This is a genomic window from Kitasatospora sp. NPDC058184 (assembly GCF_042883725.1).
Lineage (GTDB): Bacteria > Actinomycetota > Actinomycetes > Streptomycetales > Streptomycetaceae > Kitasatospora.
This window is the reverse complement of sequence record NZ_JBHVVE010000018.1, coordinates 25,310-52,162: the sequence shown is the minus strand read 5'-3', so window position 1 is coordinate 52,162 and position 26,853 is coordinate 25,310. Positions and strand designations below refer to the sequence as shown.

General features: G+C 74.5%; 22 protein-coding genes and 1 riboswitch. Of the genes, 10 read left to right on the top strand and 12 right to left on the bottom strand.

Translation table 11 applies throughout. The features are described 5' to 3' along the window. Positions 1-15: 15 nt before the first annotated feature. From ACFVXH_RS29380 to ACFVXH_RS29365, 4 genes are all read right to left on the bottom strand, one after another. A complete protein-coding gene (locus tag ACFVXH_RS29380; RefSeq protein ID WP_387828740.1) occupies positions 16-1,620 on the bottom strand; it encodes an alpha-amylase family glycosyl hydrolase in 1,605 nt (534 codons plus the stop codon). A 214-nt stretch (positions 1,621-1,834) separates the two neighbouring features. Further along, positions 1,835-2,512, bottom strand: a complete 678-nt coding sequence (locus ACFVXH_RS29375; protein WP_387828738.1) for a bifunctional 4-hydroxy-2-oxoglutarate aldolase/2-dehydro-3-deoxy-phosphogluconate aldolase — start codon at positions 2,510-2,512, stop codon at positions 1,835-1,837. Further along, entirely contained in the window at positions 2,509-4,182 is a 1,674-nt protein-coding gene (locus tag ACFVXH_RS29370; RefSeq protein ID WP_387828736.1) for an amidohydrolase family protein, read from the bottom strand. Before ACFVXH_RS29370 ends, ACFVXH_RS29375 begins: the two co-directional genes overlap by 4 nt. Continuing rightward, positions 4,182-5,483: an alanine racemase gene (locus tag ACFVXH_RS29365; RefSeq protein WP_241853052.1), complete on the bottom strand. Its 1,302-nt coding sequence runs from the start codon at positions 5,481-5,483 to the stop codon at positions 4,182-4,184. Before ACFVXH_RS29365 ends, ACFVXH_RS29370 begins: the two co-directional genes overlap by 1 nt. A gap of 243 nt (positions 5,484-5,726) precedes the next feature. On the opposite strand from ACFVXH_RS29365, the gene ACFVXH_RS29360 reads away from it, so the two are divergent. The 4 genes from ACFVXH_RS29360 (at position 5,727) to ACFVXH_RS29345 (ending at position 8,974) form a co-directional block, all read left to right on the top strand. Next, on the top strand, positions 5,727-6,866 hold the full coding sequence (locus ACFVXH_RS29360; protein WP_387828734.1) for a sugar kinase: 1,140 nt from the start codon (positions 5,727-5,729) through the stop codon (positions 6,864-6,866). 31 nt (positions 6,867-6,897) lie between these two features. After that, positions 6,898-7,647, top strand: a complete 750-nt coding sequence (locus tag ACFVXH_RS29355) for an IclR family transcriptional regulator (protein WP_049652384.1) — start codon at positions 6,898-6,900, stop codon at positions 7,645-7,647. Between the two features lie 28 nt (positions 7,648-7,675). Further along, positions 7,676-8,104: a RidA family protein gene (locus ACFVXH_RS29350; RefSeq protein WP_049652385.1), complete on the top strand. Its 429-nt coding sequence runs from the start codon at positions 7,676-7,678 to the stop codon at positions 8,102-8,104. A 150-nt stretch (positions 8,105-8,254) separates the two neighbouring features. Next, positions 8,255-8,974: a DUF2470 domain-containing protein gene (locus ACFVXH_RS29345; protein ID WP_387828731.1), complete on the top strand. Its 720-nt coding sequence runs from the start codon at positions 8,255-8,257 to the stop codon at positions 8,972-8,974. An 81-nt stretch (positions 8,975-9,055) separates the two neighbouring features. Here the strand turns inward: ACFVXH_RS29345 and ACFVXH_RS29340 are convergent, their stop codons facing one another. Together ACFVXH_RS29340 and ACFVXH_RS29335 are read right to left on the bottom strand one after the other, a co-directional pair. Continuing rightward, a complete protein-coding gene (locus ACFVXH_RS29340; protein WP_387828729.1) occupies positions 9,056-10,606 on the bottom strand; it encodes an APC family permease in 1,551 nt (516 codons plus the stop codon). A gap of 345 nt (positions 10,607-10,951) precedes the next feature. Beyond that, positions 10,952-11,932 (bottom strand): peptidoglycan DD-metalloendopeptidase family protein, encoded by a 981-nt coding sequence (locus ACFVXH_RS29335; protein WP_387828727.1) that lies wholly within the window; start codon positions 11,930-11,932, stop codon positions 10,952-10,954. Positions 11,933-11,934: 2 nt separating this feature from the next. Then, a riboswitch (cyclic di-AMP (ydaO/yuaA leader) is annotated at positions 11,935-12,135 on the bottom strand. A gap of 351 nt (positions 12,136-12,486) precedes the next feature. Here ACFVXH_RS29335 and ACFVXH_RS29330 point away from each other — a divergent pair. Further along, positions 12,487-13,968 (top strand): MFS transporter, encoded by a 1,482-nt coding sequence (locus ACFVXH_RS29330; protein ID WP_387828839.1) that lies wholly within the window; start codon positions 12,487-12,489, stop codon positions 13,966-13,968. Between the two features lie 7 nt (positions 13,969-13,975). On the opposite strand, the gene purB is transcribed toward ACFVXH_RS29330, so the two are convergent. Next, complete coding sequence (purB, locus tag ACFVXH_RS29325; protein WP_049652391.1) at positions 13,976-15,406, bottom strand: adenylosuccinate lyase; 1,431 nt, start codon at positions 15,404-15,406, stop codon at positions 13,976-13,978. Between the two features lie 119 nt (positions 15,407-15,525). Between purB and ACFVXH_RS29320 the strand changes: the two genes are divergently transcribed. After that, complete coding sequence (locus ACFVXH_RS29320) at positions 15,526-17,652, top strand: HelD family protein (protein WP_387828725.1); 2,127 nt, start codon at positions 15,526-15,528, stop codon at positions 17,650-17,652. A 40-nt stretch (positions 17,653-17,692) separates the two neighbouring features. On the opposite strand, the gene ACFVXH_RS29315 is transcribed toward ACFVXH_RS29320, so the two are convergent. From ACFVXH_RS29315 to ACFVXH_RS29305, 3 genes are all read right to left on the bottom strand, one after another. Next, a complete protein-coding gene (locus tag ACFVXH_RS29315) occupies positions 17,693-18,148 on the bottom strand; it encodes a MarR family winged helix-turn-helix transcriptional regulator (protein ID WP_049652396.1) in 456 nt (151 codons plus the stop codon). Positions 18,149-18,232: 84 nt separating this feature from the next. Then, positions 18,233-18,649, bottom strand: coding sequence for a DUF3037 domain-containing protein (locus tag ACFVXH_RS29310; RefSeq protein ID WP_049652398.1), 417 nt, complete (start codon positions 18,647-18,649; stop codon positions 18,233-18,235). Further along, the gene (locus tag ACFVXH_RS29305; RefSeq protein ID WP_049652400.1) at positions 18,646-19,401 is read right to left on the bottom strand and encodes a HipA family kinase; all 756 of its coding nucleotides are present in this window, start codon (positions 19,399-19,401) and stop codon (positions 18,646-18,648) included. Before ACFVXH_RS29305 ends, ACFVXH_RS29310 begins: the two co-directional genes overlap by 4 nt. A 191-nt stretch (positions 19,402-19,592) precedes the next feature. Between ACFVXH_RS29305 and ACFVXH_RS29300 the strand changes: the two genes are divergently transcribed. Further along, complete coding sequence (locus tag ACFVXH_RS29300; RefSeq protein ID WP_049652402.1) at positions 19,593-20,951, top strand: NAD(P)/FAD-dependent oxidoreductase; 1,359 nt, start codon at positions 19,593-19,595, stop codon at positions 20,949-20,951. A gap of 63 nt (positions 20,952-21,014) precedes the next feature. On the opposite strand, the gene ACFVXH_RS29295 is transcribed toward ACFVXH_RS29300, so the two are convergent. Both ACFVXH_RS29295 and ACFVXH_RS29290 read right to left on the bottom strand, forming a co-directional pair. Continuing rightward, positions 21,015-22,253, bottom strand: a complete 1,239-nt coding sequence (locus ACFVXH_RS29295; RefSeq protein WP_387828722.1) for a GDSL-type esterase/lipase family protein — start codon at positions 22,251-22,253, stop codon at positions 21,015-21,017. 254 nt (positions 22,254-22,507) lie between these two features. Beyond that, a complete protein-coding gene (locus tag ACFVXH_RS29290; protein WP_380777891.1) occupies positions 22,508-23,845 on the bottom strand; it encodes an aminotransferase class I/II-fold pyridoxal phosphate-dependent enzyme in 1,338 nt (445 codons plus the stop codon). Between the two features lie 34 nt (positions 23,846-23,879). Between ACFVXH_RS29290 and ACFVXH_RS29285 the strand changes: the two genes are divergently transcribed. The 3 genes from ACFVXH_RS29285 (at position 23,880) to ACFVXH_RS29275 (ending at position 26,833) form a co-directional block, all read left to right on the top strand. Next, complete coding sequence (locus ACFVXH_RS29285) at positions 23,880-24,551, top strand: pyridoxamine 5'-phosphate oxidase family protein (protein WP_387828720.1); 672 nt, start codon at positions 23,880-23,882, stop codon at positions 24,549-24,551. Positions 24,552-24,565: 14 nt separating this feature from the next. After that, positions 24,566-25,303: an FMN-binding negative transcriptional regulator gene (locus ACFVXH_RS29280; RefSeq protein ID WP_380742344.1), complete on the top strand. Its 738-nt coding sequence runs from the start codon at positions 24,566-24,568 to the stop codon at positions 25,301-25,303. A gap of 117 nt (positions 25,304-25,420) precedes the next feature. Continuing rightward, entirely contained in the window at positions 25,421-26,833 is a 1,413-nt protein-coding gene (locus ACFVXH_RS29275; protein ID WP_074004470.1) for a sugar porter family MFS transporter, read from the top strand. The last annotated feature ends 20 nt before the right edge of the window (positions 26,834-26,853 follow it).

The window sequence follows — 26,853 nt, the reverse complement described above, 5'->3', positions numbered from 1 at the left end:
CTAGCCCGCCCGCGCTCAGCCCAGCTCGAACACCCCGTACGAGAACCCGTCCGCCCGCAGCTCCCCGTCCGCGACCCGCACGCCCTGCACCTCCAGCGGCCGGACGCCCGGCGCCGACGGGACGCCCTCCGGCAGGCCCGGCAGCCGGACGGACGCCGGCTCCCGGCGGGGATTGACCGCCACCAGGTACCGCCCGGCCCGGGTGTACACCAGCGGGTAGCCGGCGTGCCGGACCTCCACCCCGCCGGCCGCGCCCAGCCCCGGGTGCGCCCGGCGCAGCGCGATCAGCCGCCGGACGGTGTGCAGCAGCGAGGTCGGGTCGGCGCGCTGGGAGAGCACGTCCGGACGGTGCGGGTCCGGGTCCACCGGCAGGTACAGCCGCTCGGGCGGGGCGCTGGAGAAACCGGCGGTGGGGCCGGGCGTCCACTGCATCGGGGTGCGCGAGCCGGCCCGGTTGAACCGCGGCCCGAGGACGCTGCCCTCGGTGTCGGGCAGGCCCGGCAGGTAGCGCATGCCGATCTCGTCGCCGTAGTAGACCGCCGGGAGGGTGGGCCAGGTGAGCAGGAAGGCGAAGGCGGGGGCGAGCTGCTCCGCGGTGCGCGGACCGGTGGCCAACCGGGAGAAGTCGTGGTTGGCGGTCGGCAGTACGATCTGCCCGCCGCCCTCGGTGAGTTCGGCGGCGGAGCGCCAGGCGTCCAGGAAGGGCTGCGGGGTGCCCCGGCCCTCGGCCTCGAAGTAGCAGGCCTCCTGGTGCCAGAACTCCTCGACCGTCCCGCCGTTGTTGTTCCAGAGCGAGCGCAGCGGCAGGCCGTGGTCCGCGCCGCCGAAGTGCAGGAAGAAGTCGGCGTGGAAGCCGGCCGTGACGGCGGCGGCCGGGTCGCCCCACTCGGCGAGCAGGACGGCCTCGGGGTGGGCGCGGTCCAGCCAGTCGCGCAGCTCGGTCCAGAGCTTGGCGGTCTCCACCTTGCCCGGGTCGTCCTTGACCAGCGAGTAGGCCATGTCCACCCGGAAGCCGGACACCCCGAGGCCGAGCCAGTGCGCCATGATCGCGCGCAGCGCCGCCCGGTTGGCGCGCGGGCCGTCCGCGTCCACCGACTGCCGCCAGGGTTCCTCGGAACTGCCGCGCGCGTAGCCGAAGTTCAGCGCGGGCTGGCAGTCGAAGAAGTTCGGCAGGTACCAGCCGGGGCGGCTGCCGGGCGAGGCGACGAAGCCGTCCACCGGGCGGTCGGACCAGATGTACCGGTGGTCGGACGGGTCCTCGGCGGAGGCCAGGAACCAGGGGTGGCGGTCGGAGGTGTGCCCGGCCACCAGGTCCAGCAGGACCCGGATGCCCTTGCCGCGGGCGGCCTCCACCAGGGCCGCCAGGTCCTCGGTGCTGCCGTAGCGCGGGGCCGGGGTGAGGTAGTCGGCGACGTCGTACCCGGCGTCGCGGAACGGCGAGGCGAAGCAGGGGTTGAGCCAGACGGTGTCGACGCCGAGCCAGGCGAGGTGGTCCAGGTGCTCGGCGATGCCTGCGAAGTCGCCGATGCCGTCGCCGTCGGAGTCGGCGAAGCTCTGCGGGTAGATCTGGTACAGCACGGCGTCGGCGAGCCAGTCGGGGCCGGGGCGGGTCGAGGTCATGGGCGGTTCCTCCTGCCGGGTCCGGGGCCCGGGGCTGGCCGGGCGGGGAGGGGGCTGGGCCGGGACGGGCTCGGCCGGGGCCGGGACGGGTGCCCCCGATTCTCGTCCAATCCCGGCCGTCCCGACAGCCCGCCTCGCCACGCCGCAGACGCCGATGCCCCGCCGCGAACACCGACGGCCCGACTGCGCCCCCGCCGCCGACACCGACGACCCGCTACGCCCCCGCCGCCCCGGCGCAGGCCGCCGTGAACGCCCGGGCCCGCCGGGTGATCTCCGCCCAGTCCCCCGCCGCGACCACGTCCGGCGGCACCACGTCCGTCCCCGCGCAGACCGCGAGCGCGCCGTGCGCCAGGAACTCGGCGGCGTTGCCCGCGTTCACCCCGCCGGAGGCCACCAGCGGCACGTCGGGGTACGGGCCGCGCAGGTCCTTGAAGTAGCCGGGGCCGAACGCCCGGGCCGGGAAGATCTTGACGGCGGCGGCCCCGAGGTCCACCGCGTGCGCCACCTCGGTCGGGGTGAGCGCCCCGAGCACCACCGGCACCCCGGCGGCGGCCGCCGCGCCGGCGACCTCGGGTCGGCAGCCGGGGGTGACCAGGAAGGACGCCCCCGCCTCGACCCCGCGCCGCGCCTGCTCGGCGGTCAGCACCGTTCCGACGCCGACCCGCCAGCCGGCCTTCGAGGCCCGGAGCAGATGGCCCGTCACATCCGGTGTGGTGTAGGTGAATTCGGTCAGGTTGATGCCGCCCTCGGCGAGGGCGGCGCAGAGCGCGGCGGCGTCCGGGATCCGGGGTGCGCGGACCACCGCGATCACCGGTTCGTCGCGCAGTCCGGAAAGCCCGGTCGGAACGGAAGGGTCGGAGGTGGGGTCGGTCGGAGCGGACAGCTCGGTCATGTGGCCAGGGTTCCTCGGTCGGTTCGGCGCAGGGCACGCCCGGGTCGGGCGCCGGTGGTGCGGCCCTCCCGGACGACGGCGCTGCCGTTGACGTACACGTACTCGATGCCCTCGGCGGGCAGCCGGGGGTCCTCGAAGGTGGCGGCGTCCCGGACCTTCCCGGGGTCGAGGAGCACCAGGTCGGCGTGGTGGCCGGGGGCGATCCGGCCCCGCCGGTCCAGCCCCAGCCGGGCGGCGGGGCGGCCGGTCATCCGGGCGATCGTCTCCTCCAGCGTGAGAACTCCCAACTCCCGGCTGTAGTGGCCGAGGTAGCGCGGGAAGGTGCCCCAGGCGCGCGGGTGCGGCCGGGCGCCGACCAGCAGTCCGTCGCTGCCGACGGTGTGCGCGCGGTGGCGCATGATCGCCCGGACGTTCTCCTCGTGCCCGACGTGCTGGAGGATGGTGGTGGCCAGCCCGTCCCGGCGCAGCAGGTCCAGGAAGACCTCGGTGCCGGTCCGCCGCTCCTCGACGGCCAGTTCGGCGACGGTGCGGCCGACCGTCCCGGCGAGCGGGGCCGAGCCGACGCCGGAGATCTGGATCGTCGCCCAGTCGGTGACCACTCCGTGGCAGCCGTCGCTGCCCTTCTCCTCCACCTCGTACCGGATCCTCGCGCACTGCGCGGGGTCGTCGAGCCGCGCCAGCGTCGCGGCCGGGCCGCCCTCGGTGGCCCAACTCGGCAGCAGGGCGGCCAGGGTGGTGGAGCCGGGCAGGTAGGGGTAGCTGTCCAGGGTGAGGTCGACGCCGTCGGCGAGCGCCCGGTCGAGGAGCTCCAGCAGCTCGCCGGCCCGGCCCCGGTTGACCCCGAAGTTCATCGTGGCGTGGGTCAGGTGCAGCGCGCAGCCGCTCCGCCGGGCGATCTCCACCATCTCCGCGTAGCCCTCCAACGCCCCTTCGCCGTACGAGCGTTGGTGCGGGGCGTGGAAGCCGCCGTAGGCCGCGACGACGGTGCACAGCTCGACCAGCTCGGCGGTGTCCGCGTACATCCCGGGGGTGTAGCTGAGGCCGCTGGACATGCCGACCGCGCCGTCCAGCAGGCTCTTCGCCAGCACCTGCCGCATCCGGTCGAGTTCGCCGGGGGTCGGCGGACGGTTGGCCCAGCCCATGACGAGCATCCGCAGCGTGCCGTGCGGGACGAGGTAGCAGGCGTTGACGGCGACGCCGCTGCGGTCGATCCGGTCGAGGTAGCCGGCGACGTCCCGCCAGTCCCAGTCGAAGCCGTCCGGATCGCCGTTCCAGCCCGCGAGTTGGCGGCGCAGCGCGGGCAGCGTGGCATCGTCCACCGGGGCGTAGGACAGGCCGTCCTGGCCGAGGACCTCGCAGGTGACACCCTGGGTGACCTTGGCCGGGTGCTCGGGTTCGCGCAGCAGGGCGAGGTCGGAGTGGGCGTGCATGTCGATGAAGCCGGGGGCCAGTACCAGCCCGTCGGCGTCGACCACCTCGGCCGCACCGGGGCCCTTGCCGATCCCGCCGGTCCCGCCGCTCTCACCGGACTCGGCGATCTCCGCGATCTCGACGATCAGGCCGTCGGCGATGCGGACGTCCGCCCGGTAGCGCTCCGCGCCGGTGCCGTCCACCACGGTGGCGCCCCGGAAGACCGTCGCGCCCCCGCGGGCCGCTCTCTCCCCGGGCATCAGAAGAACGTCCTGACCAGGCCGGTGACCTTCGGCTCGGCCGCGTCCGCGGAGTCCAGCACCGGGATCGCCGTCCACTTGTCGAAGGCGGTGCAGGGGTGCGAGACGCCCAGCCGCAGCACGGCGCCGATCGGCGCGAGGTCGCCCGCGTCCCGCAGGAAGGCGTGCTGGTCGTTGAGTGCCGTGATCCGGGCCGCCGTTCCGGTCAACTCGGCGCCGCCGCGCACCCGTTGCGGCTCTGGCAGGCCCTCGTCGAAGGGCAGGTCGCGCTTGCCGGCGTCCAGCAGCGCGAGCTGCGGCTCGGGCCGGGAGACGACCCGGGCCCAGCCGTGCAGCGCACCGCGGAACGGCGTCCGCCCGCCGTCCCGGGCCAGCGGCGAGATGCCCCGGTAGAAGCCGTCGTCGTGGGCGATGTACGCGCCCGAGCGCAGCACTGTGAACGACTCCGGCAGGTTCGCCAACTCCTCGACCACCAGGTCGAAGTAGGCGCTGCCGCCGGCCGAGACCACCGGCGGGGTGCCGTCCGGGTAGGCGCTCGCCAGCCGGCCGTGCAGCTCGCCGAGCTCCCGCAGGTAGCCGCGGACGGCGGCCAGTCCCTCGGTCGAGGCGTCGTGCGCGATCGCGCCCTCGTAGCCGCCGATGCCCGCCAGGCGCAGGGTGGGGGCGCGCAGCACCGCGGCGGCGACCTCGACGGCGGCGTCCGCGCCGCGGGCGCCGGTCCGCCCGCCGGGGCCGCCGAGCTCGACCAGCACCTCGACCGGCCGTTCGGCTCCGGCGGCGCGCAGCGCCTCGTCCATCAGCCGCACGCTCTCGACGGAGTCGACCCAGGAGAGGAAGGCGAAGTCCGGGTCGGCGGCGAGTTCGTCGGCGAGCCAGGCCAGTCCGGCCGGGTCGAGCAGGGCGTTGGCGAGCAGGATGCGCTGGACCCCGAAGGCCCGGGCGATCCGCACCTGCGGCAGGTTGGCGAGGGTGATGCCGTGGCTTCCGGCGTCGAGCTGCGCCTGCCAGAGGGCGGGCGCCATGGTGGTCTTGCCGTGCGGGGCGAGCGCGACGCCCGCCTTGGCGCACCAGTCGGCCATGGTGCGGACGTTGTGGTCGAGGGCGGCGCCGTCGAGGGTGAGCAGCGGGGTGCCGAGCGAGGAGAGGGTGGGGCCGGTGGCGAGCCACTCCCGCGTGCTGCGGCCCCACGACTGCGGCGGAGCGGCTTTGAACCGCCAGTCGAGCGGTTCGTCGGCCAGGGCCGCCACCGCTCCCCGGGCGATCCCCGGCCCGGTACCGCTGCTTGCGAAGGTCTGCTCCACCGTGTTCCTCCATCCGCACAGGTTGCAACATGCGCAACGAGGGTTGCACATGCTGGCAACACGGTTCTAGCATCGGCGCCGGATCACGGTCAACGGACCGGGCTCCCGGTCGACGGGGTCGGCTCACGTGCGGTGCTCGCGGAGAAACGCGGTGCTCACGGACGAACGCGGCGTTCACGCGCCACGGAGTCGGCCCGGTGGGCCCGCTCTCGACGGAACGGCCGCAGACGAGGAGCCCCGCACATGCCGCGACAGGACACCCAGGGCCCGACCCGCCCCGGCGCTCCCCCGACGGCCGTGTGCGTGGGCGAGTCGATGGCCGTCCTGCTGCCGGACCGCCCGGGCCCGCTGGAGTCGGTGGAGAGCTTCCGGCTCTCGGTCGGCGGCGCGGAGTCCAACGTGGCGGGCGCGCTGGCCGCGCACGGCGTGCCGACCGCCTGGATCAGCCGGGTCGGCGACGACGGCTTCGGCCGCCGGCTGCTCGCCGAGGTCGCCGCCCGCGGCGTGGACGTCTCGGCGGTCGCGGTCGACCCGCACCGCCCGACCGGCCTCTACCTGAAGGAGGTCGGCGGCACCACCGGCGACCGCCACGACCTCGGGCCCGGCCGCAGCCGGCTGCACTACCACCGGCGCGGCTCCGCGGCCGCCGCACTCTCCCCCGGCCTGCTCGCCGACCCGGCCGCCGCCGCGCTGCTGGCCGGCGCCCGGCTGCTGCACCTGTCCGGCATCACCGCCGCGCTCTCCGACGACTGCCTGGCCCTGCTGCGCGCCCTGCTCGCCGACCGCCGTCCGGGCCGCCTGGTCAGCTTCGACCTCAACTGGCGCCCCTCGCTCTGGCTCGACCGCGACCCGGCCGTCCTGCCGCCGCTGCTGGACGCCGCCGACCTGCTGCTGCTCGGCGCCGACGAGGCCGAGGCCGCCTTCGGCACCGGCGACCCGGCCGAGCTCCGCCGCCGCTTCCCCGCCCCGGCCACCGTCGTGGTCAAGGACGCGGCCCGGCAGGTCACCGCCCTGGAGCAGGACGGTACGGCGGTCACCGAGCCGGCGCTCGCGGTCGAGGTGGTCGAGGCCACCGGCGCCGGCGACGCCTTCGCGGCCGGCTACCTGGCCGGCACCGTCCGGGGCCTGGACCAGCGGCGCCGGCTGCGGCTCGGCCACCTGAGCGCCGCCTGCGCGCTGACCGCCCCCGGCGACCAGGCCGAGCTGCCGGACGCCGCCGTGGTGGCCGCCCTGCTCGACGCCTCCCCCGCCCAGTGGGCCGCCACCCGGGTCACCCCGGAGGGCATCACCGGCCCGTCCCTGCCCGCCGGCGTCGCGCGTCCGGCCGACCGGACGCCGTGCGCCGACCGGTCGTCGTCCGCCGACCGGGCCCGGGCACAATGAGCGGGAACCCCAGCCCTCGAAGCGGAGCACGATGAGTCAGACCGTCACCCGCGCCCTGCGCATCCTCGCCGAGCTCGGCGAGGGCGAGCGCTCCCTCGACCAGCTCGCCGAGGTGCTCGGCGTCCACAAGACGACCGTGCTCCGACTGCTGCAGAGCCTCGAAGAGGAACGGTTCGTCTATCGCGACGCGGCCTACCGCTACCACCTGGGCGCCGGCCTCTTCGCGCTCTCCGGCCTGGCCCTGGAGCAGCGCGGCGTGCGCCGGATCGCCGCCCCGCACCTGGCCGAGCTGAACGCCGCCACCGGCCAGACCGTGCACCTGGCCGCGTACGAGGGCGGTGAGGTGGTCTACATCGACAAGTTCGACTCCCGCCACCCGGTGCGGATGTACTCCCGGATCGGCCTGCGCGCCGCCCTGCACAGCGCCGCCGTCTCCAAGGTGCTGCTGGCCGACCTGCCGCTGCCGGAGCGGCGCCGGGTGGTGGCCGGGATCGACTTCGTCCGGCACACCGAACGCACCCTGACCTCCCCCGAGGCGCTGCTCGCCGAGCTGGAGAGGGTCGCCGCCCAGGGCTGGGCGCAGGACCACGCCGAGCACGAGTCCTTCATCAACTGCGTGGCCGCGCCCGTCCGGGACGCCAGCGGGCGGGTGGTCGCCGCCGCCTCGATCTCCGTCCCGGACGTCGTCCTGCCGTACGAGCAGGTGCTGGACCTGCTCCCGCAGCTGCTCGCCACCACCCGCGCCGTCTCGGCCGACTGCGGCCGCCCCGACCACAACTGACGCACCGTCACACAACATAAGGAACCCGATGTCCGCCGAGCACCCCCAGACCTTCGAGAAGACCGAGATCCGCACCGACGGCGCCCCCGCCCCCGCCTGGATGTTCTCCCAGGGCGTCCGCAAGGGCCCGTTCCTCCAGGTCTCCGGCCAGGGCCCGCAGGACCCGGCCACCGGCGAGTACCTGCACCACGGCGACGTGAAGGCGCAGACCCGCCGCACCCTGGAGAACGTCAAGGCCATCGTCGAGGCCGGCGGCGCCACCATCGAGGACGTGGTGATGTTCCGCGTCTACCTCACCAAGCGCGCCGACTTCCCGCTGATGAACGAGGTCTACGCCGAGTTCATCGACGAGAACATCAAGCCCGGCGGCGTGAAGCCGTGCCGCACCACCGTCTTCGTCGAGCTGCCGCAGGAGCCGATGCTGGTCGAGATCGACGCCCAGGCCGTCATCGGCTGACCCGGCCCCGCCCGACGGAAGGGCCCGGACGCCACCCGCGCGTCCGGGCCCTTCCGCCTGCCCGGGCCCGCCCGCTCGCCCCACCGCCTGCTTGCCACACCCCCAGTCGCACATTAGGTTAGGCTCACCTAACTAACTGGAGGTCCGTCCATGAGCCTGCCCACCGGCGACACCGAGGTCCCCGAGCCCAGCACCGCCGACCGGATCCACAGCCTGCTCAGCACGACCTCCTCGCTCACCGTCCGCGCCCTGGGCGAGCACCACCACCTGGACACCCAGGTCTCCGTGCACGGCTCCCGGCTGCGGCTGCGCGCCGCCCTGGACGACCCGCTGACCACGGCCGCCGTCGGCGCCGCCGAGGGCCTCGCCGTCGTCCTCGACGTCACCGACATCGCCCCCGTCGCCGTCCGCGACCGCGTCCGCGCCCGCCTCACCCTGGCCGGCCGGCTGTGGCCGGCCCACCTCACCGACGACGGCCTCGGCGTGCACCTGCGGGTGGACGTCGCCCACGCCGTCCTCGCCACCCCGTACGCCACCGGCGCGATCACCGCCGCCGACCTCGCCCTCGCCACCCCCGACCCGCTGGCCCGGTACGAGGCCATGCTGCTCACCCACCTCGCCGACGACCACGCCGAGGCGCTCGACGTCCTGACCCGGCTGCTCGACCCGGCCGTGCTCGCCCACGCCCCGGAGGTCCGCCCGCTCGCCCTGGACCGCCACGGCCTGGTGCTGCGCCTGGACCACTCGCACGGCCACCGCGACGTCCGCCTGGTCTTCCCCGAACCCGCCCGGGACACCGACGACTTCGGCCATCGGATGCACGAGCTGCTGGCCGCCGCCCAGTACGGCCTGCCGGTCCACCGGCGCTGAACCCGGGCCCGCCCGGCACAAACGCCCGGGCCCGCCCGGCGCGAACGCCCGGGCCCGCCGGCCACCGCGGCCCCGGCCCGGTCACCGCTCGACCGCGTCCTCCAGCACCACCCGCCCGATCCGCGCGTACAGCCCGGGCCGCCACCGGCGCACCGCGAGCGCCAGCCCGATCCCGCCCGCGAACACCCCGATCACCAGGTACGGGATCAGCCGGAACAGCAGCGTGTGCGCCGCCTCCCCCGCCGCGGCGTCCCGGTTGAGCACCAGCAGCACCACCACCCCGGCCATCGCCACCCCGCCCGCCAGCGGCGCGGCCAGCGTCCGGAACCAGTGCGCCGTCTCCGGGTGCCGTCCGCGCACGTGGAAGTACCCGACCACGGCGAAGGAGCAGAGCGTCTGCACGACCAGGATCGCCATCGTCCCGAGCAGCGCCAACAGCGTGTACAGGTGCGCGTACGGGTCCATGCCGGCCGCCAGGAACCCCGCCACCAGCCCCACCGCGATGACCGACTGCGTCACCGAGGCGACGTGCGGCGAGCCGTGCCGCGGATGGGTGCGGCCGAGCGCCGGGTGCAGCAGCCCCTCCCGCCCGATCGCGTACAGGTACCGGGCCGCGCACTGGTGGAAGGCCATCGCGCAGGCGAACGAGCCGGTGACGACCAGCCATTGGAAGACCTTCACCGCCCAGGCCCCAAGATGCGCGGCGAGCTGGTCGAAGAACAGGCTGTTGCCGTCCTTGCCCGGCACCGCGCCGCCCGCCACCGCGACCGCCCGCTCGACCCCGTTGCCGGACACGATCATCCAGGACACGAACACGTAGAGCAGCCCGACCCCGATCACGGAGATCAGCGTGGCCCGCGGCACCACCCGCTTCGGGTCGCGGGACTCCTCGCCGTACATCGCGGTGGACTCGAAGCCCACCCAGGACCAGAACGCGAAGAACAGTCCGAGCCCGGCCGCCGAGGTTCCCGAACTCCCCATCCCCTTCAGCGCGTTCAGCGGGTTCAGGGTCCCGGCCGCGAGCCCGTCCGGCCCGCCGCCGGAGAGCAGCACCGCCAGTGAGACCGCCGACAGGACACCGATCTCCAGCACCAGCGCGACCCCGAGCACCCTGGCCGTCAGATGCAGGTCGAACCAGCCCATCACCCCGATCACCGCCGCCCCGAACAGCGCGTACCAGCCCCAGCCGACGTCCACCCCCAGCTGCGAACGGACCAGCCCGCGCAGCGAGTACGCGAAGAAGCCGAGGGCCGCGGCCTCGGTGACGACGTACGCGAGCACCGCGAGCAGCCCCGAGGCCATCCCCGCCACCCGCCCCAGCCCGTGCGAGACGTAGCCGTAGAACGCGCCGGCCGCGGTGATGTGCCGGGCCATCGCCACGTAGCCGACCGAGAACACCGTCAGCACCACGGTCGCCACGATGTACGCGGCGGGCGCGCCCGCGCCGTTGCCCTGACCGACGATGATCGGCAGGTTGCCGGTCATCGCGGTGATCGGGGCGGCGGTGGCGAGCGCCATGAACACCACGCCGACCAGGCCGACCGAGTCCGCCTTCAGCCGGTCGACCCCGCCCGCCCCGGGCCGCTCCCGCCCGGCCGTCTCCCCCGCCACGCCCCCGCTGCGGACCGCCATCCGGCCTCCTCGCCTCCCGGCCCGCCCGACCGCCGGACCGGCCGGGCGCTGACCGTCCGCCAGCATGGCGCCCGCAGGCGCCCGGAGATCCCGGCGAACCCCCTGCGGGACACCGGAGTTGACGCTTCGTTCGATCGATCGAACACCCCGGGCGGGCCCGGGAACGAAAGCGGCCGGCCCGGCCGCACGAGGAGGTCCTCATGCGGCCGGGCCGGCCTGGGCGTGTCCCGCGCCCATGTCCGCCGTGCGGCGATCACCCGGTCGAGCGGTCACCCGACATGACCATCCCGGGCGATCGGTTCGCCCGCAGCGGCGGTGGTTCCTGGTACCCCGGAGCTCTCGGGGTCAGAGCGCGACGCCGTGCGCGCGCAGGTAGGCGACCGGGTTGATGTCCGAGCCGTACTCCGAGCCGTTGCGGATCTCGAAGTGCAGGTGCGGGCCGGTCACGTTGCCGGTGGCGCCGGAGAGGCCGATCTGCTGGCCGGCGGTGACGGTCTGACCGATCCTCACGCCGATCGAGGAGAGGTGCGCGTACTCGGCGTAGTGGCCGTCGGCGAGCCTGATCTCGACCTCGTTGCCGTAGGCGCCGCCGTTGCCGGCCTTGACCACGACACCGTTGGCGACGGCGCGCAGCGGGGTGCCGGTGGAGGCGACGAAGTCCTGGCCGGTGTGGTGGCCGGAAGCCCACATCGAGCCGGCCACGCCGTAGGCGGTGCCGAGCCGCGGGCCGGCCAGCGGGGCGACGAAGCCGGAGGTGGCGGCGGCGACCGGAGTGGCGGTCACGGCCTGGGCCGGAACGGCGACCTGGAGCTGGGTCTCGAGCTGCGCGGAGGGCTTGGCGGCCTCGGTCTGCACCTGGACCTGGGCCTGCGGCTTGGCGGCCTGGGTCGCCGGAGCGGACGGCTTGGCGGGCTTGGCCGGAGCGGCGGGCTTCGCCGGGGCGGCGTCGGCGGCCGGCGCGGCGGCGTGGCCGGACAGCGCGAGCTGCTGGCCCGGGAAGATCAGGTTCGGGTCGGCGCCGACGACCGAGCGGTTCTGCTCGTACAGCGCGTGCCAGCCGCCCTCGACGTTCCTGGCGTCGGCGATCTTGGACAGGGTGTCACCGCTGACGACGCGGTAGCTCTCCTGCGCGGCCTGGGCGGCCGGAGCGGCGGCCTGCGCGGCCTGCTTGACCTCGGTGGAGGCGGCGGCCGGAGCGGCCGGGGTGTGGGCCTGGGCGCTCATCGCGGTGACGAGCGGGAGGGCGAAGGACACACCGGTGACGGCGGTGGCGATGCCGATGCGGGCGGCGCGGGGCAGGGCGATACGACGAGCCTGTGCAGGCATGGAATTTTCCTCTCCGACGCCTGCGAGGTGAGCTGTCGGGTTCGGGCTGGAGTTGCCCGGCCGCTTGCGCGGCTTCACCCCAAGCCGGTCCTGGACGCCCGCGCCCTGAGGCACGAACTCCGGTCCGGCGACTTACCTGTGGGTCCCCCGCTCCTGCCGTACAGAGTTCGTTTCGAACCACCGGGCAGCGGCAGGACTCGGCGTTCCACCCGGCGGATCCGTCCGGACTGGCCGGGCGGTCGCTGAACTAAAACCCATCCGTTCGGGTGAAGCAATGTCGATCTCTTGAAACGGCAACGATCGCCCCTGTCCCAGTGACCCTCCGCAGGCCCGGGCCCACGGTGCGTACACAACCCATTCACCCCCCGCCACTGATCCACGACCCTGCGCCGAGATCGGCCACGCCGCGCACCCGTCCGCTCACGCACCGCCAGCCGCCAACACACCCACCGGTGACCCTTGTCACGTGCGCCTCGGCAGCGCAGGATTCGCCCGTGGCCACCTCCGAGGCCGGCACCCTGCGCCTGGGCACCGCGCAGGGTCGCTGGGTACTAATGGCGACGGTGCTCGGCTCCAGCATGGCGATGCTGGACGGCACCGTGGTGAACGTCGCGCTGCCCCGGATCGGCGCCGACCTCGGCGCCTCCCTCGCGTCCCTGCAATGGACCCTGAACGCCTATCTGCTCACCCTGGCGGGCCTGATCCTGCTCGGCGGCGCGCTCGGCGACCGCTACGGGCGGCGCAAGGTCTTCCTGATCGGCGTGGTCTGGTTCGCCGTCGCCTCCGCGGCCTGCGCCGCCGCGCCGAACATCCACGTGCTGATCGCCGCCCGCGCCGTCCAGGGCATCGGCGGGGCGCTGCTCACCCCCGGCTCGCTCGCCATGCTCCAGGCCGTCTTCCACCCTGACGACCGCTCGGCGGCGGTCGGGCTCTGGTCCGGCCTCGGCGGGGTGTCGGCGGCGGTCGGCCCCTTCCTCGGCGGCTGGCTGGTGGACGGCCCCGGCTGGCGCTGGATCTTCCTGCTGAACCTGCCGCTCGCCGCCGCCGTGATCGCGGTCACCACCCGGTCGGTGCCGGAGAGCCGGGACGAGGGCGCCTCCGGCCGCTTCGACGTCCTCGGCGCCGTGCTCGCCGCCCTCGCCCTCGGCGCGATCACCTACGCGCTGACGGCGGCCGGCGAGGGCCTGTCCCCCGCCGTCTGGGTCAGCGGGGTGCTCGGAGTGGCGCTCGGCGTCGCCTTCGTGGCGGTCGAGCGCCGCGCGCCCGATCCGATGCTGCCGCTCGGACTGTTCTCCTCCCGGCTGTTCACCGCCGTGAACCTGGTCACCCTGTGCGTGTACGCGGCGTTCAGCGGCGTCTTCTTCCTGCTGGTGGTGCAGCTCCAGATCGTGTCCGGCTTCTCGCCGCTGGTCTCGGGCTTCGCGCTGGTGCCGATCACCGTGCTGATGCTGCTGCTGTCCGCGCGCGCCGGGCGCCTCGGCAAGCGGATCGGCCCGCGCATCCCGCTGACCGTCGGCCCCCTGCTGTGCGCCGCCGGGGTGCTGCTGATGCTGCGCGTCGGCCCGGACTCCTCCTACTGGGTGGACGTGCTGCCCTCCGTCACGGTGATGGGCTGCGGCATGACGCTGCTGGTCGCACCGCTGACGGCGACCGTGCTGGCCGCCGTCGAGGTCCGGCACGCGGGCATCGCCAGCGGGGTCAACAACGCCGCCGCCCGCGCGGCCGGCCTGCTCGCGGTCGCCGCCCTGCCGGCGCTGGCCGGGCTGAGCGGCGACGCCTACCGGGTGCCCTCCTCGGTCGACTCCGCCTTCCACACCGCGATGCTGATCTGCGCGGGCCTGCTGGCCGCCGGCGGGCTGATCGCCCTCGCGACCGTACGGGGCAACGTGCTCGCCGCCGACGACCAGCAGGTGGCCGAGCCGAACTGCGACTGGCCGTGCGGCACCACCACCCCGCCGCTGGACCCGGGCCACGTCCCCACGACGCGCGAGGGCCCCGCCACCGGTCCGGCGGCGGGGCCCTCGACTCAGGGCTGACGAGACGTCAGAGGATGTCGCCGGGCGCGTACTTGGCGGCCTCCGGGTAGGCGGCCGCGACGGCCTCCACCTGGCGGACCACCTCGGCGACCTGGGCGCCGGCCGCGCCGGTGAAGGACAGCCGGTCGGCGAGCAGCGCGTCCAGCGCGGCCCGGTCCAGCGGGATCCGCTCGTCGGCGGCCAGCCGGTCCAGCAGCTCGTTCTCCCGGGCGCCCGCGCGCATCGCCAGCGCGGAGGCGACGGCGTGCTCCTTGATGACCTCGTGCCCGGTCTCCCGGCCGACGCCCGCGCGCACCGCGCCCATCAGCACCTTGGTGGTGGCGAGGAACGGCAGGTAGCGGTCCAGCTCAGCCTCGATCACCGCGGGGAAGGCGCCGAACTCGTCGAGGACGGTCAGGAAGGTCTCCAGCAGGCCGTCGAAGGCGAAGAACGCGTCCGGCAGCGCGACCCGGCGCACCACCGAGCAGGAGACGTCGCCCTCGTTCCACTGGTCGCCGGCCAGCTCGCCGGTCATCGAGGCGTAGCCGCGCAGGATGACGGCCAGGCCGTTGACGCGCTCGCAGGAGCGGGTGTTCATCTTGTGGGGCATCGCGGAGGAGCCGACCTGGCCCTCCTTGAAGCCCTCCGTGACCAGCTCGTGGCCGGCCATCAGGCGGATGGTCTTGGCCAGGCTGGACGGCGCGGCGGCCAGCTGGACGAGGGCGGTGAGCACCTCGAAGTCCAGCGAGCGCGGGTAGACCTGGCCGACGCTGGTCAGCACGTTCTCGAAGCCGAGGTGCCCGGCGACCCGGCGCTCCAGCTCGGCCAGCTTGTCGGTGTCGCCACCGAGGAGGTCGAGCATGTCCTGGGCGGTGCCGACCGGGCCCTTGATCCCGCGCAGCGGGTAGCGGGCGATCAGCTCCTCCAGGCGGCGGAAGGCGACCAGCAGCTCGTCGGTGATCGACGCGAACCGCTTGCCCAGGGTGGTGGCCTGCGCGGCCACGTTGTGCGAGCGGCCGGCCATGACCAGCTCGGCATGCTGGGCGGACAGCTTGGCCAGGCGCACCAGCACGGCCACCGTGCGGTCCCGCACGTGCTCCAGAGACTGGCGGATCTGCAGCTGCTCGACGTTCTCGGTCAGGTCCCGGGAGGTCATTCCCTTGTGGATCTGCTCGTGCCCGGCGAGCTCGCTGAACTCCTCGATCCGGGCCTTCACGTCGTGGCGGGTGACCCGCTCACGGGCGGCGATCGAGCCGAGGTCGACCTGGTCGATCACCCGCTCGTAGTCGGCGACGGCGGTCGCCGGAACCTCGACGCCGAGGTCCTGCTGGGCCTTCAGGACGGCGAGCCACAGGTGGCGCTCGAGGACCACCTTGTGCTCGGGGGACCACAGCTGGGCCAGGGTCGCCGAGGCGTACCGGGAGGCCAGGACATTGGGGATCTGGGGCTTCGCGCTCACGCTTCGCAAGAGTAACAGCCGAGGTCACGCCGGACGTCGGCGGAGTGGGGTAGGCTGGGTCAATTGAGCGCCTTTCAGATGACGCTTCACAGCCTTCTCACCGCAAGGATACCACACCGATGAGCGAACCGCCAGTGACCACGCGGGACTCCAGCGCCCTCGCCGCGGCCCTGCGCACCGAGCAGGCCCACCTCACCCGGCTCTACGCCCGGCTGGACGCCGAGCGCGAACGGGCCCGCCGCACCGCCGACGGCGCCCACGACGGCGCCGGATCCGGCGGCACCCACCAGGCCCGGCTGGAGCGCGAGGTGCGCGCCCGCGAAGCCGCCCGCCACGCCGCCCGGCTGGAGGCGGTCGAGCGCGGCCTCTGCTTCGGCCGGCTCGACGAGCGCGACGGCACCGTCCGCTACATCGGCCGCACCGGCCTGACCGACGAGACGTACGAACCGCTGCTGCTCGACTGGCGCGCCCCGGCCGCCCGCCCCTTCTACACCGCGACCCCCGTCCACCCCGGCCCGGTGGTGCGCCGCCGCCACCTGCACACCCGGGGCCGCACCGTCACCGGCCTCGACGACGAGGCGCTCGACCTCGCCGGGCTGGACGACTCCGGCCGCCGCGCCCTGGTCGGCGAGGCCGCCCTGCTCGCCGCCCTCGACCGCGAGCGCACCGGCCGGATGGGCACCGCCGTCGCCACCATCCAGGCCGAGCAGGACCGGGTGATCCGCTCCCCGCTGCGCGGCGCCCTGGTGGTCCAGGGCGGCCCCGGCACCGGGAAGACACTGGCCGCCCTGCACCGCGCCGCCTACCTGCTGTTCACCCACCGCGCCGCGCTGGAGCGCCGGGGCGTCCTGGTGATCGGCCCCAACCCCGGCTTCCTGCGGTACATCGAGGAGGTGCTGCCCGCCCTCGGCGAGACCGAGGTGGTGCTCCGCACCGTCGCCGAACTCCTCCCCGGCCTCGCCGCCACCGGCACCGACGACCCCGCCGCCGCCTTCGCCAAGGGCGGCCCCTGGATGGCCGGGGTGCTCCGCGCCGCCGTGGCCGCCCACCAGACGGCCCCCGCCGAGGGCCTGGACCTCGGCGAGGGGCTGCGGGTCTCCGCCCGGGCCTGCGCCGAGGCCCGGGACGCCGCCCGCGGCCTGCGACTGCCGCACAACCGGGCCCGCGCCTTCTACCTGGGCACCCTGCTCGACGCCCTCGCGATCGGCCAGGCGCTCACCCTCGGCCGACCGTACGACGACGAGGAGGCGCACTACGCCCCGCGCGAGTTGTGGGAGCGGCCGGACGTCCGCGCCGCGCTCGACCCGCTCTGGCCCCGGCTCACCCCGCAACAGCTGCTCGAACGCCTGCTCACCGACCGGGAGTTGCTCGCCGCAGCGGCCCCCGAGCACGCAACCGCCCTGCTCCGCCCGCCCGGCTCCGAGTGGACGGCCGAGGACGTCCCGCTGCTCGACGAGGCCGCCGAACTCCTGGGTATCGAGGGGCCCTCGGCCCCCACTGGTCAAGACCCGGACGAACTGGCCTTCGCCCAGGGCGTGTTGACCATCACCGGGCAGACCGACGACGCCCTGCTGGACTCCGCTGCCCTGGCCGAGCGCTTCCGCGACGACGGCCCGTACCGCTCCACCGCCGAACGTGCCGCCGCCGACCGCACCTGGGCGTACGGCCACGTCGTCGTGGACGAGGCGCAGGAGCTGTCCGCGATGGCCTGGCGCGCCGTCCTGCGGCGCGTCCCGACCACCTCGCTCACCATCGTCGGCGACCTCGCCCAGACCGGCTCGCCCGCCGGCGCCCGCAGCTGGGCCGAGACGCTCGACCCGCACCTGCCCGGCCGCTGGCGCGAAGAACGGCTCACCGTCAACTACCGCACGCCGGAGCCCGTCATGGCCCTCGCCGCCGCCGTGCTGCGCACCGCCGTACCCGGCCACCGGCCGCCCGAGTCCATCCGACCGGGCACCGAGCGGCCCCGCGCGGTCCGCGTCCCGGCGGGCGGCTTCGCCGCCGCGCTCGCCCGGCTGCCCGTCGGCCCGGGCACCCTCGGCGTGATCGCACCGGACGCCCTGGCCGGGGAGCTGGACGCGCTCACGGTCACGGACGCCAAGGGGCTGGAATTCGACGCGGTCGTGGTGGTCGAGCCGGCCGCGCTCGCCCCGCGCGACCTCTACGTCGCCCTGACCCGGACCACCCGCTCACTCACCCTGCTCCACCACCGGCCGCTGCCACCGGAACTCGCCGGGCTGCTCTGACCGGGACGAAGCACTGGTGGCGTACGGGCGGCGCGGGGTCCTACTGCGCGCCGCCCGTACGACCGGCCAGCACCGGCAGCACCTGGGAGCAGATCGAGTGCAGGGCGATCCGCTGCTCGTCGGTCATCGCCTCGAAGGCCTGGTGGGTCCGGGCCATCTCGCCGCGGATGCGGTTCAGGATCTCCCGGCCCTCGGCCGTGATCACCACGATCTTCACCCGGCGGTCACCGGCCGCCGCCTCCCGGTTGGCCAGGCCCAGCGACTCCAGCCGGTCCACGATCCCGGTGACGTTCGAGGCGTCGCAGCCGAGCCTCCCGGCCAGCGCGCGCATCGGCACCGGCTCCTGCACCGCGCCCAGCGCCTTGGCCTGCGAGGAGGAGAGCCCGTGCCGGGCCGCGGCGGCCGCGAAGTCCTGGAAGTACGCGGCACCGACGGAGGCCAGCGCCTCCATCAACTCGGCGTTGGTCGGTACGGTCGTCGTCGCTGTCGAACCCATGGGGCCAGAGTACGACCAGGTGCTTCAGCAACTCAAGCTTTGACCACGGCAACCGTCCGCGAGCCGCCCCGGAACCCTCCGGTGTCAGAGCACCAGCTGGTCGAACAGCCGCCGGAGCTCCGCCTCCGGGTCCGCGGTCAGCCCGGTGTGCACCGGCCCCGGCTGGACGATCGCGCTGCGCGGCGCGGTCAGCCAGCGGAACCGCTGCCCGGCGCTGTCCCCCGCCGCCGGACCGGCCTGCGGGCCGCCGTGGCAGACCGCCTCGATCCCCTGCAGCGCCCGCCGCACGCCCTGCACGTCCGCCACCGGGTCCAGCGCCAGCAGCCGGGCCTGGTCCAGGTGGGTCCGGGCGGCCAGGTGCGATTCCTGTCGGCAGTACAGCAGCACCCCGACGTTGACGCACTCGCCGCGCTCGACCCTCGGCACCGCGCGGATCACGGCGTACTCGTAGTCGTGCAGCTCGACGGTGGCCGGCAGCACGGACAGCGTGAACTCGGTCATGCGGGCACCTCCGGCAGCCAGTCGCGCGGACCGGCCAGTCGCTCGGTCAGCTGGGTCCGGTACGCGGCGCGCACCTCGTCGGGCGAGTCGAAGCCGAACTCGTCCACCAGCCAGACCTCGGGGATCTGCGCCACCGCGCCCTCGATCGCCGCCTCGGCGAGCGGCGCGAGCGCCTTGTCGGCCGCCGCCAGGTCCGGCCGGGCCCCCAGCAGCGCGTGGTCGGAGGCGTCGTACGGACGGCGGATCCAGGCGGCGGCACCCGGCCAGTTGTGGTGGAAGATCAGGCTCGCGCCGTGGTCGATCAGCCGCAGCCCGCCGGTCGCCACCAGCAGGTTGGGGTTGCGCCAGGAGCGGTCGACGTTGCCGATCAGCGCGTCGAACCAGAGCACCTGCCCGGCGAGCTCCGGATCCACCTCGAAGCAGAGCGGGTCGAAGTTGAGCGCGCCGCTGACGAAGGCCATCCCGAGGTTGGTCCCGCCGCTGGCCCTCATCTGGTCCTGGATCTGGTGGTCCGGCTCGCTGCGCGCGAGCACCGGGTCCAGGTCGACCGTCACCAGCTCCGGCACCGGCAGCCCGAGCCGCCGGCCGAGCTCCCCGGCCAGCACCTCCGCGACCAACGCCTTGCGGCCCTGCGCCGCACCGACCCATTTCAGCGCGTACAGCCGCCGATCGTCGGCCTCGACCAGGCCCGGCATCGAGCCGCCTTCTCGCAGTGGCGTCACGTACCGGATCGCCGTCACCTCGGGTAGCACGGCCGACAGCCTATCGGTGTCGCCGCCCTTTCCTCTCTCCCCCTCCCGCCGCCACCCCGTTCTCCCTCTTCTCCCTTTTCTCCCTGCCCTCCTCCACCCCACCCCCACGGCCCCACCCCGGTGGCAGCCCCCGCTGCTCCGTGCGAGTGTGGCGGACAGTAATGGGGACCTTCACGGCAAAGGGATGAGCGATGGAACGACCTCGGATCCTGATCGTGGGCGGTGGCTTCGCCGGCCTGGAGTGCGCCCGCCGCCTCGAACACAAGCTGTCACCGTCGGAGGCCGAGATCTCGCTGGTCACGCCGTTCAGCTACCAGCTCTACCTCCCCCTCCTCCCCCATGTCGCGGCCGGCGTCCTCACCCCGCAGTCCGTGGCTGTCTCGCTGCGCCGTACGCTGCGCCGCACCCACATCGTCCCCGGCGGCGCCATCGGTGTGGATCCGGCCTCCAAGGTGTGCGTCGTCCGCAAGATCACCGACGAGGTGGTGGCGCAGAAGTACGACGTCCTGGTGCTCGCCCCCGGCAGCGTCACCCGCACCTTCGACATCCCCGGCCTCACCGACTACGCCCGCGGCATGAAGACGCTCGCCGAGGCGGCCTACGTCCGCGACCACGTGATCGCCCAACTCGACCTCGCCTCGGCCACCTTGGACCAGAAGGAGCGCGAGTCCCGGCTCCAGTTCGTGGTGGTCGGCGGCGGCTACGCGGGCACCGAGACGGCCGCCTGCCTCCAGCGCCTGACCACCGCCGCCGCCCACCGCTACCCGCGTCTGGACGCCCGGCAGATCAAGTGGCACCTGATCGACATCGCCCCGAAGCTGATGCCGGAGCTCGGCGACCCGCTCGGCGAGGCCGCCCTGGAGGTGCTGCGCGACCGCGGCATCGAGGTGTCGTTGGGCGTCTCGGTGGCCGAAGTCGGCGCCGAGACGGTCAAGTTCACCGACGGCCGGGTGCTCCCCTGCCGCACCCTGATCTGGACGGCCGGGGTGGCCGCGAGCCCGCTGATCGGCACCCTGGACGCCGAGACGGTCCGCGGCCGGCTCGCCGTGACGGCGGAGATGCGGGTGCCGCAGTTCGAGGGCGTGTTCGCGCTCGGCGACGCCGCCGCCGTCCCCGACCTCGCCAAGGGCGACGGCGCGGTCTGCCCGCCGACCGCCCAGCACTCCGCCCGCCAGGGCCGCGCGGTCGCGAACAACGTGATCGCCTCGCTCCGCAACCAGCCCCTGGAGCCGTACTACCACAAGGACTTGGGCCTGGTGGTCGACCTCGGCGGCAAGGACGCGGTCTCCAAGCCGCTCGGCATCGAGCTGCGCGGGGTGCCCGCCCAGCTGGTGGCGCGCGGCTACCACCTGATGGCGATGCGCACCAACGCGGCCAAGTTCCGGGTGGGCGCCAACTGGCTGCTCAACGCGACCGCCGGCGACGACTTCGTCCGGACCGGCTTCCTCGCCCGCCAGCCCGCCCGGCTGCAGGACTTCGAGTACACCGACGCGTACCTGACGAAGGATCAGGTCATCGCGCACGCCCAGTCCCTGCTCGCCAAGGGCTGAGCACGGCGGAACGGCGGAACGGCGCCCCCACGGCCGAGGCCGCGGGGGCGCCGAACCGTGTGCTCACCGTGCGGTGAGGTACATCCCGCTCGCGTCCTGCCCGGCCGTGTTGCGGCACGCGTAGTCACCGCTCGGGCGCGCCCACAGCAGCGTCAGGCAGCGCCCGACCGCCTGCTGGCCGTAGTAGTTGGGGTGCATCGACTCCTGCAGCACGCCCTGCGTGGAGTTGAGGCCGCCGTCCAGGAAGCGCGCCCACTCGCTGGTGGTCGCGGACGGGCCGGAGCTCGCGGTCGGCTGCCGGGTGGCCGTCGAGCAGACCTCGCGGCCCTGCAGCATGTCCGACAGGTCCAGGAACTGCGCGCCCTTGGCGGCGGCGACGCCCGCCAGCGCCTGGGAGATCTGCGGCACCATCGAGTCGCGGGCCCAGTCGGCGTCGCCGTCCCAGAACGGGCAGCCGCCGGTGTTGGAGCGGGTCCAGCCGCTCTCCGGGTACCGCATCTCGGCGCCGCGCGGGATCGGCGACGGGTAGGACTGCAGCACCAGGCGGTAGTCCGACTGCGCGTAGCCGGCGCCGGTCATCACCGCGCGGATCTCGTCGATCGCCTTGCCGACCCCGGCCATCGCGGCGGGCATCTTGGCGTCGATCCCGGACTGCGCGGAGTCGTGGCAGTAGGAGTACCAGATCAGGTAGTCCTGCACGCAGGTGGAGATGACGTCCGAGAAGCCCAGGTCGTTGCCGCCGATCGACAGGGTGATCAGCTTGACGTTGTTCTGCCGTGCCACGGTGGCGAGTTGGTCGGCCTGCGGGGCCTCGCCCTTGAGCGACTGCCCGCCGTTGGCGGCACGGAAGACGTTGGCGCTGACGGCGCCGGAGCAGGCCAGGTCGATCTCGTTCTGGGCCCCGGTCGAGGCGCTGAGCACCTCGGCGACGTCCGAGCGGTCGCACCCGCTCGCGGCGGTGGCGCCGTAGACCCGCGAGGGGTCGTACGAACTGCCGGTCCAGGCCCGGTCGGTGCCGTTGCGGCCGCCGCCGGTGCCGGCCGCGTTGCCCTTCCAGCGGCCGGCCTCGCCGGAGATGTAGCTGTCGCCGAGGGTGACGCTGGCGGTGGGCCCGGACGGCACGACGGCCGGTGCGGCCGGGGTGGACGGAGCGGCGGAGGCCGGCGAGGCGACGGCCAGGCCCGCGACGGCGATCGGGAGGGCCAGGGCCGCGGCGAGCAGCCGTCGGCCGGGGCGAGGGGCGCTGCCGGTGCTGCGGACACTGCGGGTGCTGCGGGCGCTGCTCGAACAGTTCTCGGGCACTGCGGAACTCCTGCGGCTCGGTCCTCCCGGGGAAACGGGGAACGGGAGGACGCCTGGGTGAGGGTGGGCCGCCGGCCGGTGGCGCGATGAAGATGACATGCGCGCGCCCACCACCGCTAGGCGTCTGCGGGAGGTTTCCGCTTTTGTTACCGCCGGGTTCAGACCAACCGGGCGGGCAACGCCCGGACGCCGCCCGCGGTTCACACCCGCCACACCTGCCCCACCCGCCCCGCACCCCAGGGCCCGACCACGACTCACACCAGCCGCGACCCGCCTCCGCCCGCCCCCAGCACCGCCGCCAGGTCCTCCGCCAGCTCCCGCGCGTGGGCCGCCTCCAGCCGCGCCGTGGTGAACCGCAGCCCGGGCGGCGACTGGATCCGGTACCGCGCGCCGGGCGCCGCGACCCAGCCGCGCTGCACCAGCGCCGCCAGCACCGAGGTCTCGTCCGGCACCGGCACCCAGACGTTCAGTCCGCTCCGCCCGTGCGCCGCGATCCCGCGCGCCGCCAGCTCGTCCAGCAGCGCGTCCCGCCGGGCCCGGTACGCGGCGGCCACCCGGTCGGCCGGCGCGGCGTCGCCGCTCCACAGCTCCGCGACGGTGCGCTGCAGCAGGTGGCTGACCCAGCCGGCGCCCAGCCGCAGCCGGCCGGTCACCCGTCCGATCGTCTCCTCGTCCCCGACCGCCACCGAGACCCGCAGGTCCGGCCCGTACGCCTTGGCCGCCGAGCGCACCACCGCCCAGTGCCGGGTGCCCGCCCCGACCAGCGGGTGGTACGGCTGGTCGACCATGCCGTGCCCGTGGTCGTCCTCGATCAGCAGCACCCCGGGGTGCTCGGCCAGGACGGCCTTGAGCGCCTCGGCCCGCCGCGCGGTGAGCGCCGCACCGGTCGGGTTCTGCGCCCGGCTGGTGACCACCACGGCCCGGACGCCCTCGGCCAGCGCGGCGGCCAGCGACCCCGGCAGCGGGCCCTCGTCGTCCAGCCGGACGGGCACCTGCTTCAGCCCCAGCGCGGGCAGCAGGTCGAGCAGGCTGCCCCAGCCCGGGTCCTCGACGGCCACCGCGTCGCCGGGGCGCAGCCGGGCGCCGAGGATCCGTTCGACGGTGTCCAGCGAGCCGGAGGCGACGGCGATCGGGCCGCCGGGCAGGCCGTCGGCCTCGAAGGAGGCGCGGGCGAGCGCGAGCAGCCGCGGGTCGACGCCGGCGTGCCCGTACAGCACGGGGTCGGTGCGCGCGGCCTCGGCGGCGGCCGCGAGGGCCTGGGCGAGGTCGGGCAGCAGGGCCGGGTCGGGGTTGCCGGTGGACAGGTCGCGGGCGTGCGGCGGGACGGGGATGCGGATCTGGTCGCGCGGGGTGAGCGCGGGCCTGGGCAGGATGCGGCTGCCCTTGCGGCCGGCGGTCTCGATCACGCCGCGGTCGCGCAGCAGCCGGTAGGCGGCGGCGACGGTGTTGGGGTTGACGCCCAGTTCGGCGGCGAGGTCGCGCAGCGGGGGCAGCGCGGTTCCCGGGGCGAGCTGCCCGCTGCTCACGCCCTGCTCGACGTGGGCCGCGATTTCGCTGGCGCGTCGCCCTTTCAGCGGATAGTCTCCTAGCACAAAGCTAAGTATGCACTAGTACATAGAGGATGTCATGTCGGCCAACCCGGAAGACTCGCCCAGCTACTCCCGCACCCCCAGGACCACCCCCACCCGCTACCGGGACCGGGCCACCTGGGAGCAGGAGGCGATCCACGCCATCCTCGACAGCGCCTACATCTGCCACCTCGGCTTCGTCGTCGACGGCGCCCCCGTGGTCCTGCCGACGATCTTCGCCCGGGTCGGCAGCCGGCTCTACGTCCACGGCTCCACCGGAAGCCGCCCGATGCGCAACGCCTCCGGCGAGCAGGGCATGCCGGTGTGCGTCACCGTCACCCAGGTCGACGCGCTGGTGCTGACCAAGTCCGCGTTCAACCACTCGGTGAACTTCCGCTCGGTGGTCGCCCACGGCACCGCGCACCAGGTCACCGACCCCGAGGAGCTGGACGTCGCGCTCGCCGCCCTGGTCGACCACGCGATACCGGGGCGCTCCGCCGAGGTCCGTCCGGCCAACGCCAAGGAGCTCTCTGCCACCGCCGTCGTCCGGCTGGAGCTGGACGAGGTCTCGGCCAAGACCCGGGAGGACGGCGCCGCCGACGACCCGGAGGACACCGGCCTGCCGTACTGGTCCGGGCTGATCCCGGTCACCACCGTGCACGGCACCCCCGAGCCGCACCCCGGCACCGCCGTCCCGCTCCCCGCGCACCTGCGCGGCTACCCCCGCTGACGGGAGGCCCACCCGTGCTGATCAGATCCTGGGACCGCGGCGACGAGGCCGAGTGGCGCGCCTGGCTGGCCGAGGGCCGCGACTTCGGCCTGCTCGCCGCCAACGGTGGCCCCGGCGAGGGGCCGGTGCTGGTCCCGACGCACTTCCTGCTGGACGCCGACCGCGGCGAGATCCTGCTCCACCTCGCCGCGCCCAACCCGCTGCTGGCCGCCGTCCGGGCCGACCCGAAGGTCACCCTCGCGGTCACCGACGGCTACGCCTTCGCCCCGGGCCACTGGCGCGGCGCACCGGGCACGCCCACCAGCTACTACGCCTCCGTCCACTTCCACTGCACCGCCGAGGTGGTGGAGTCCGCGGCCGGCAAGGCCGAGATCCTCAACCGCCAGCTGGCGCACTTCCAGCCCGAGACGCCGGAGGTCCGGGTGGTGCCCGGCGAGGGCGAGCTGGCCCGGCAGCTGCCCGGCCTGCGCGGGCTCCGGCTGACCGTCGACGAGGTGCGGGCCAAGTTCAAGTACGACGACAAGAAGCCCGCCGAGGCGCAGTACGCGATCGCCGACCGGCTCGCCGAACGCGCCGACGGCCGGGGGCGCGGCCGCGACCAGTACGCCGCCGCCCGGGCCCAGTTGCTCCGCCGTCACCGGCGGCGCACCGCCGAGCCGCGGGGCGCGGCCGGCCCCGTGGGCGACACCCCGCGCGCCGACCTCCCGCGCACCGTCGACCGGCGCACCGAGCGGCCGCGCGCCGCCGACTGACCCCGGATCACCCGGTCGGCCGCCCCCTCGGGCAGGTCGGCCGCCGCGCTGCTCGAATGTGAGACGAGCCCTGCCCACTCGGCGTCAGAGCGGGCCCGTCCACCCCCGGGAGCGCGCGTGTCCTCAGTCAACAGCCAACGGGCGGCCGGCGAGGCCCACCTCGGCCACGTGGTGTTCATCTCGGCGGCCGCCGCCATGGGCGGCTTCCTGTTCGGCTACGACAGCGCGGTGATCAACGGCGCCGTGACGGGCATCCAGAAGCACTTCGGGGTCGGCCACGGCACCACCGCCTTCGTGGTGGCGATCGCGCTGCTCGGCTCGGCGGTGGGCGCGGTGATCGCCGGCCGGCTCGCCGACCGCCTCGGCCGGGTCCGCACGATGCTGCTGGCCGCCGCCCTGTTCGCGGCCAGCGGCATCGGCTCGATGTTCCCGCCGAACATCGAGACCCTCGCCACCTGGCGCGTGGTCGGCGGCATCGCGATCGGCATCGCCTCGGTGATCGCCCCGACCTACATCGCCGAGGTCGCCCCGACCGCGTACCGCGGCCGGCTCGCCTCCTTCCAGCAGATGGCGATCGTGCTCGGCATCACCGTCTCCCAGCTCGCCAACTGGGCCCTCAACCAGGCCGCCGGCGGCGAGTCCACCAACCACCTCGGCGGCATCCAGGCCTGGCAGTGGATGCTCGGCGTCGAGGCCATCCCGGCCCTGGTGTACGGGCTGATGGCGCTCGCCATCCCGGAGTCGCCGCGCTTCCTGATCGCCGACCACCGCGAGGAGCAGGCCCGCAAGGTGCTGGTCGAGGTCGAGGGCGAGGGCGTGGACCTGGACGCCCGGGTCGCGGAGATCCGCTCGGTACTGGAGTCCAGCCACAAGCCCCGGATGAAGGACCTGATGGGCGGCCGCTTCGGCCTGCTGCCGATCGTCTGGGTCGGCATCGGCGCCTCGGTGTTCCAGCAGTTCGTCGGCATCAACGTGATCTTCTACTACTCGTCCCTGCTGTGGCAGTCGGTCGGCATCAACGAGTCCAACTCGCTGCTGATCAGCCTCTCCACCTCGATCATCAACGTGATCGGCACGGTGATCGCGATGGCCCTGGTGGACCGGATCGGCCGCAAGCCGCTCGCCCTGGCCGGCTCGATCGGCATGGCGGCCGCGCTGGGCACCGCCGCCTGGGCGTTCTCCTACCGGGAGGGCACCGGCGACACCGCCACCCTGGACAACACCCACGCCACCGTCGCCCTGGTCGCCGCGCACGTCTTCGTGCTCTGCTTCGCCTTCTCCTGGGGCGTGGTGGTCTGGGTCCTGCTCGGCGAGATGTTCCCCAACCGGATCCGCGCGCTGGCGCTGTCCGTCGCCGCCTCGGCGCAGTGGATCGCCAACTGGGCGATCACCGTCAGCTTCCCGGACCTCGCCGACTGGAACCTCTCCGCGACGTACGTCATCTACGCGGCCTTCGCGCTGCTCTCCATCCCGTTCGTGGCCTTCTGCATCAAGGAGACCAAGGGACGCGCCCTGGAGGAGATGGGCTGACCCGGACCGCCCCGCCGAAC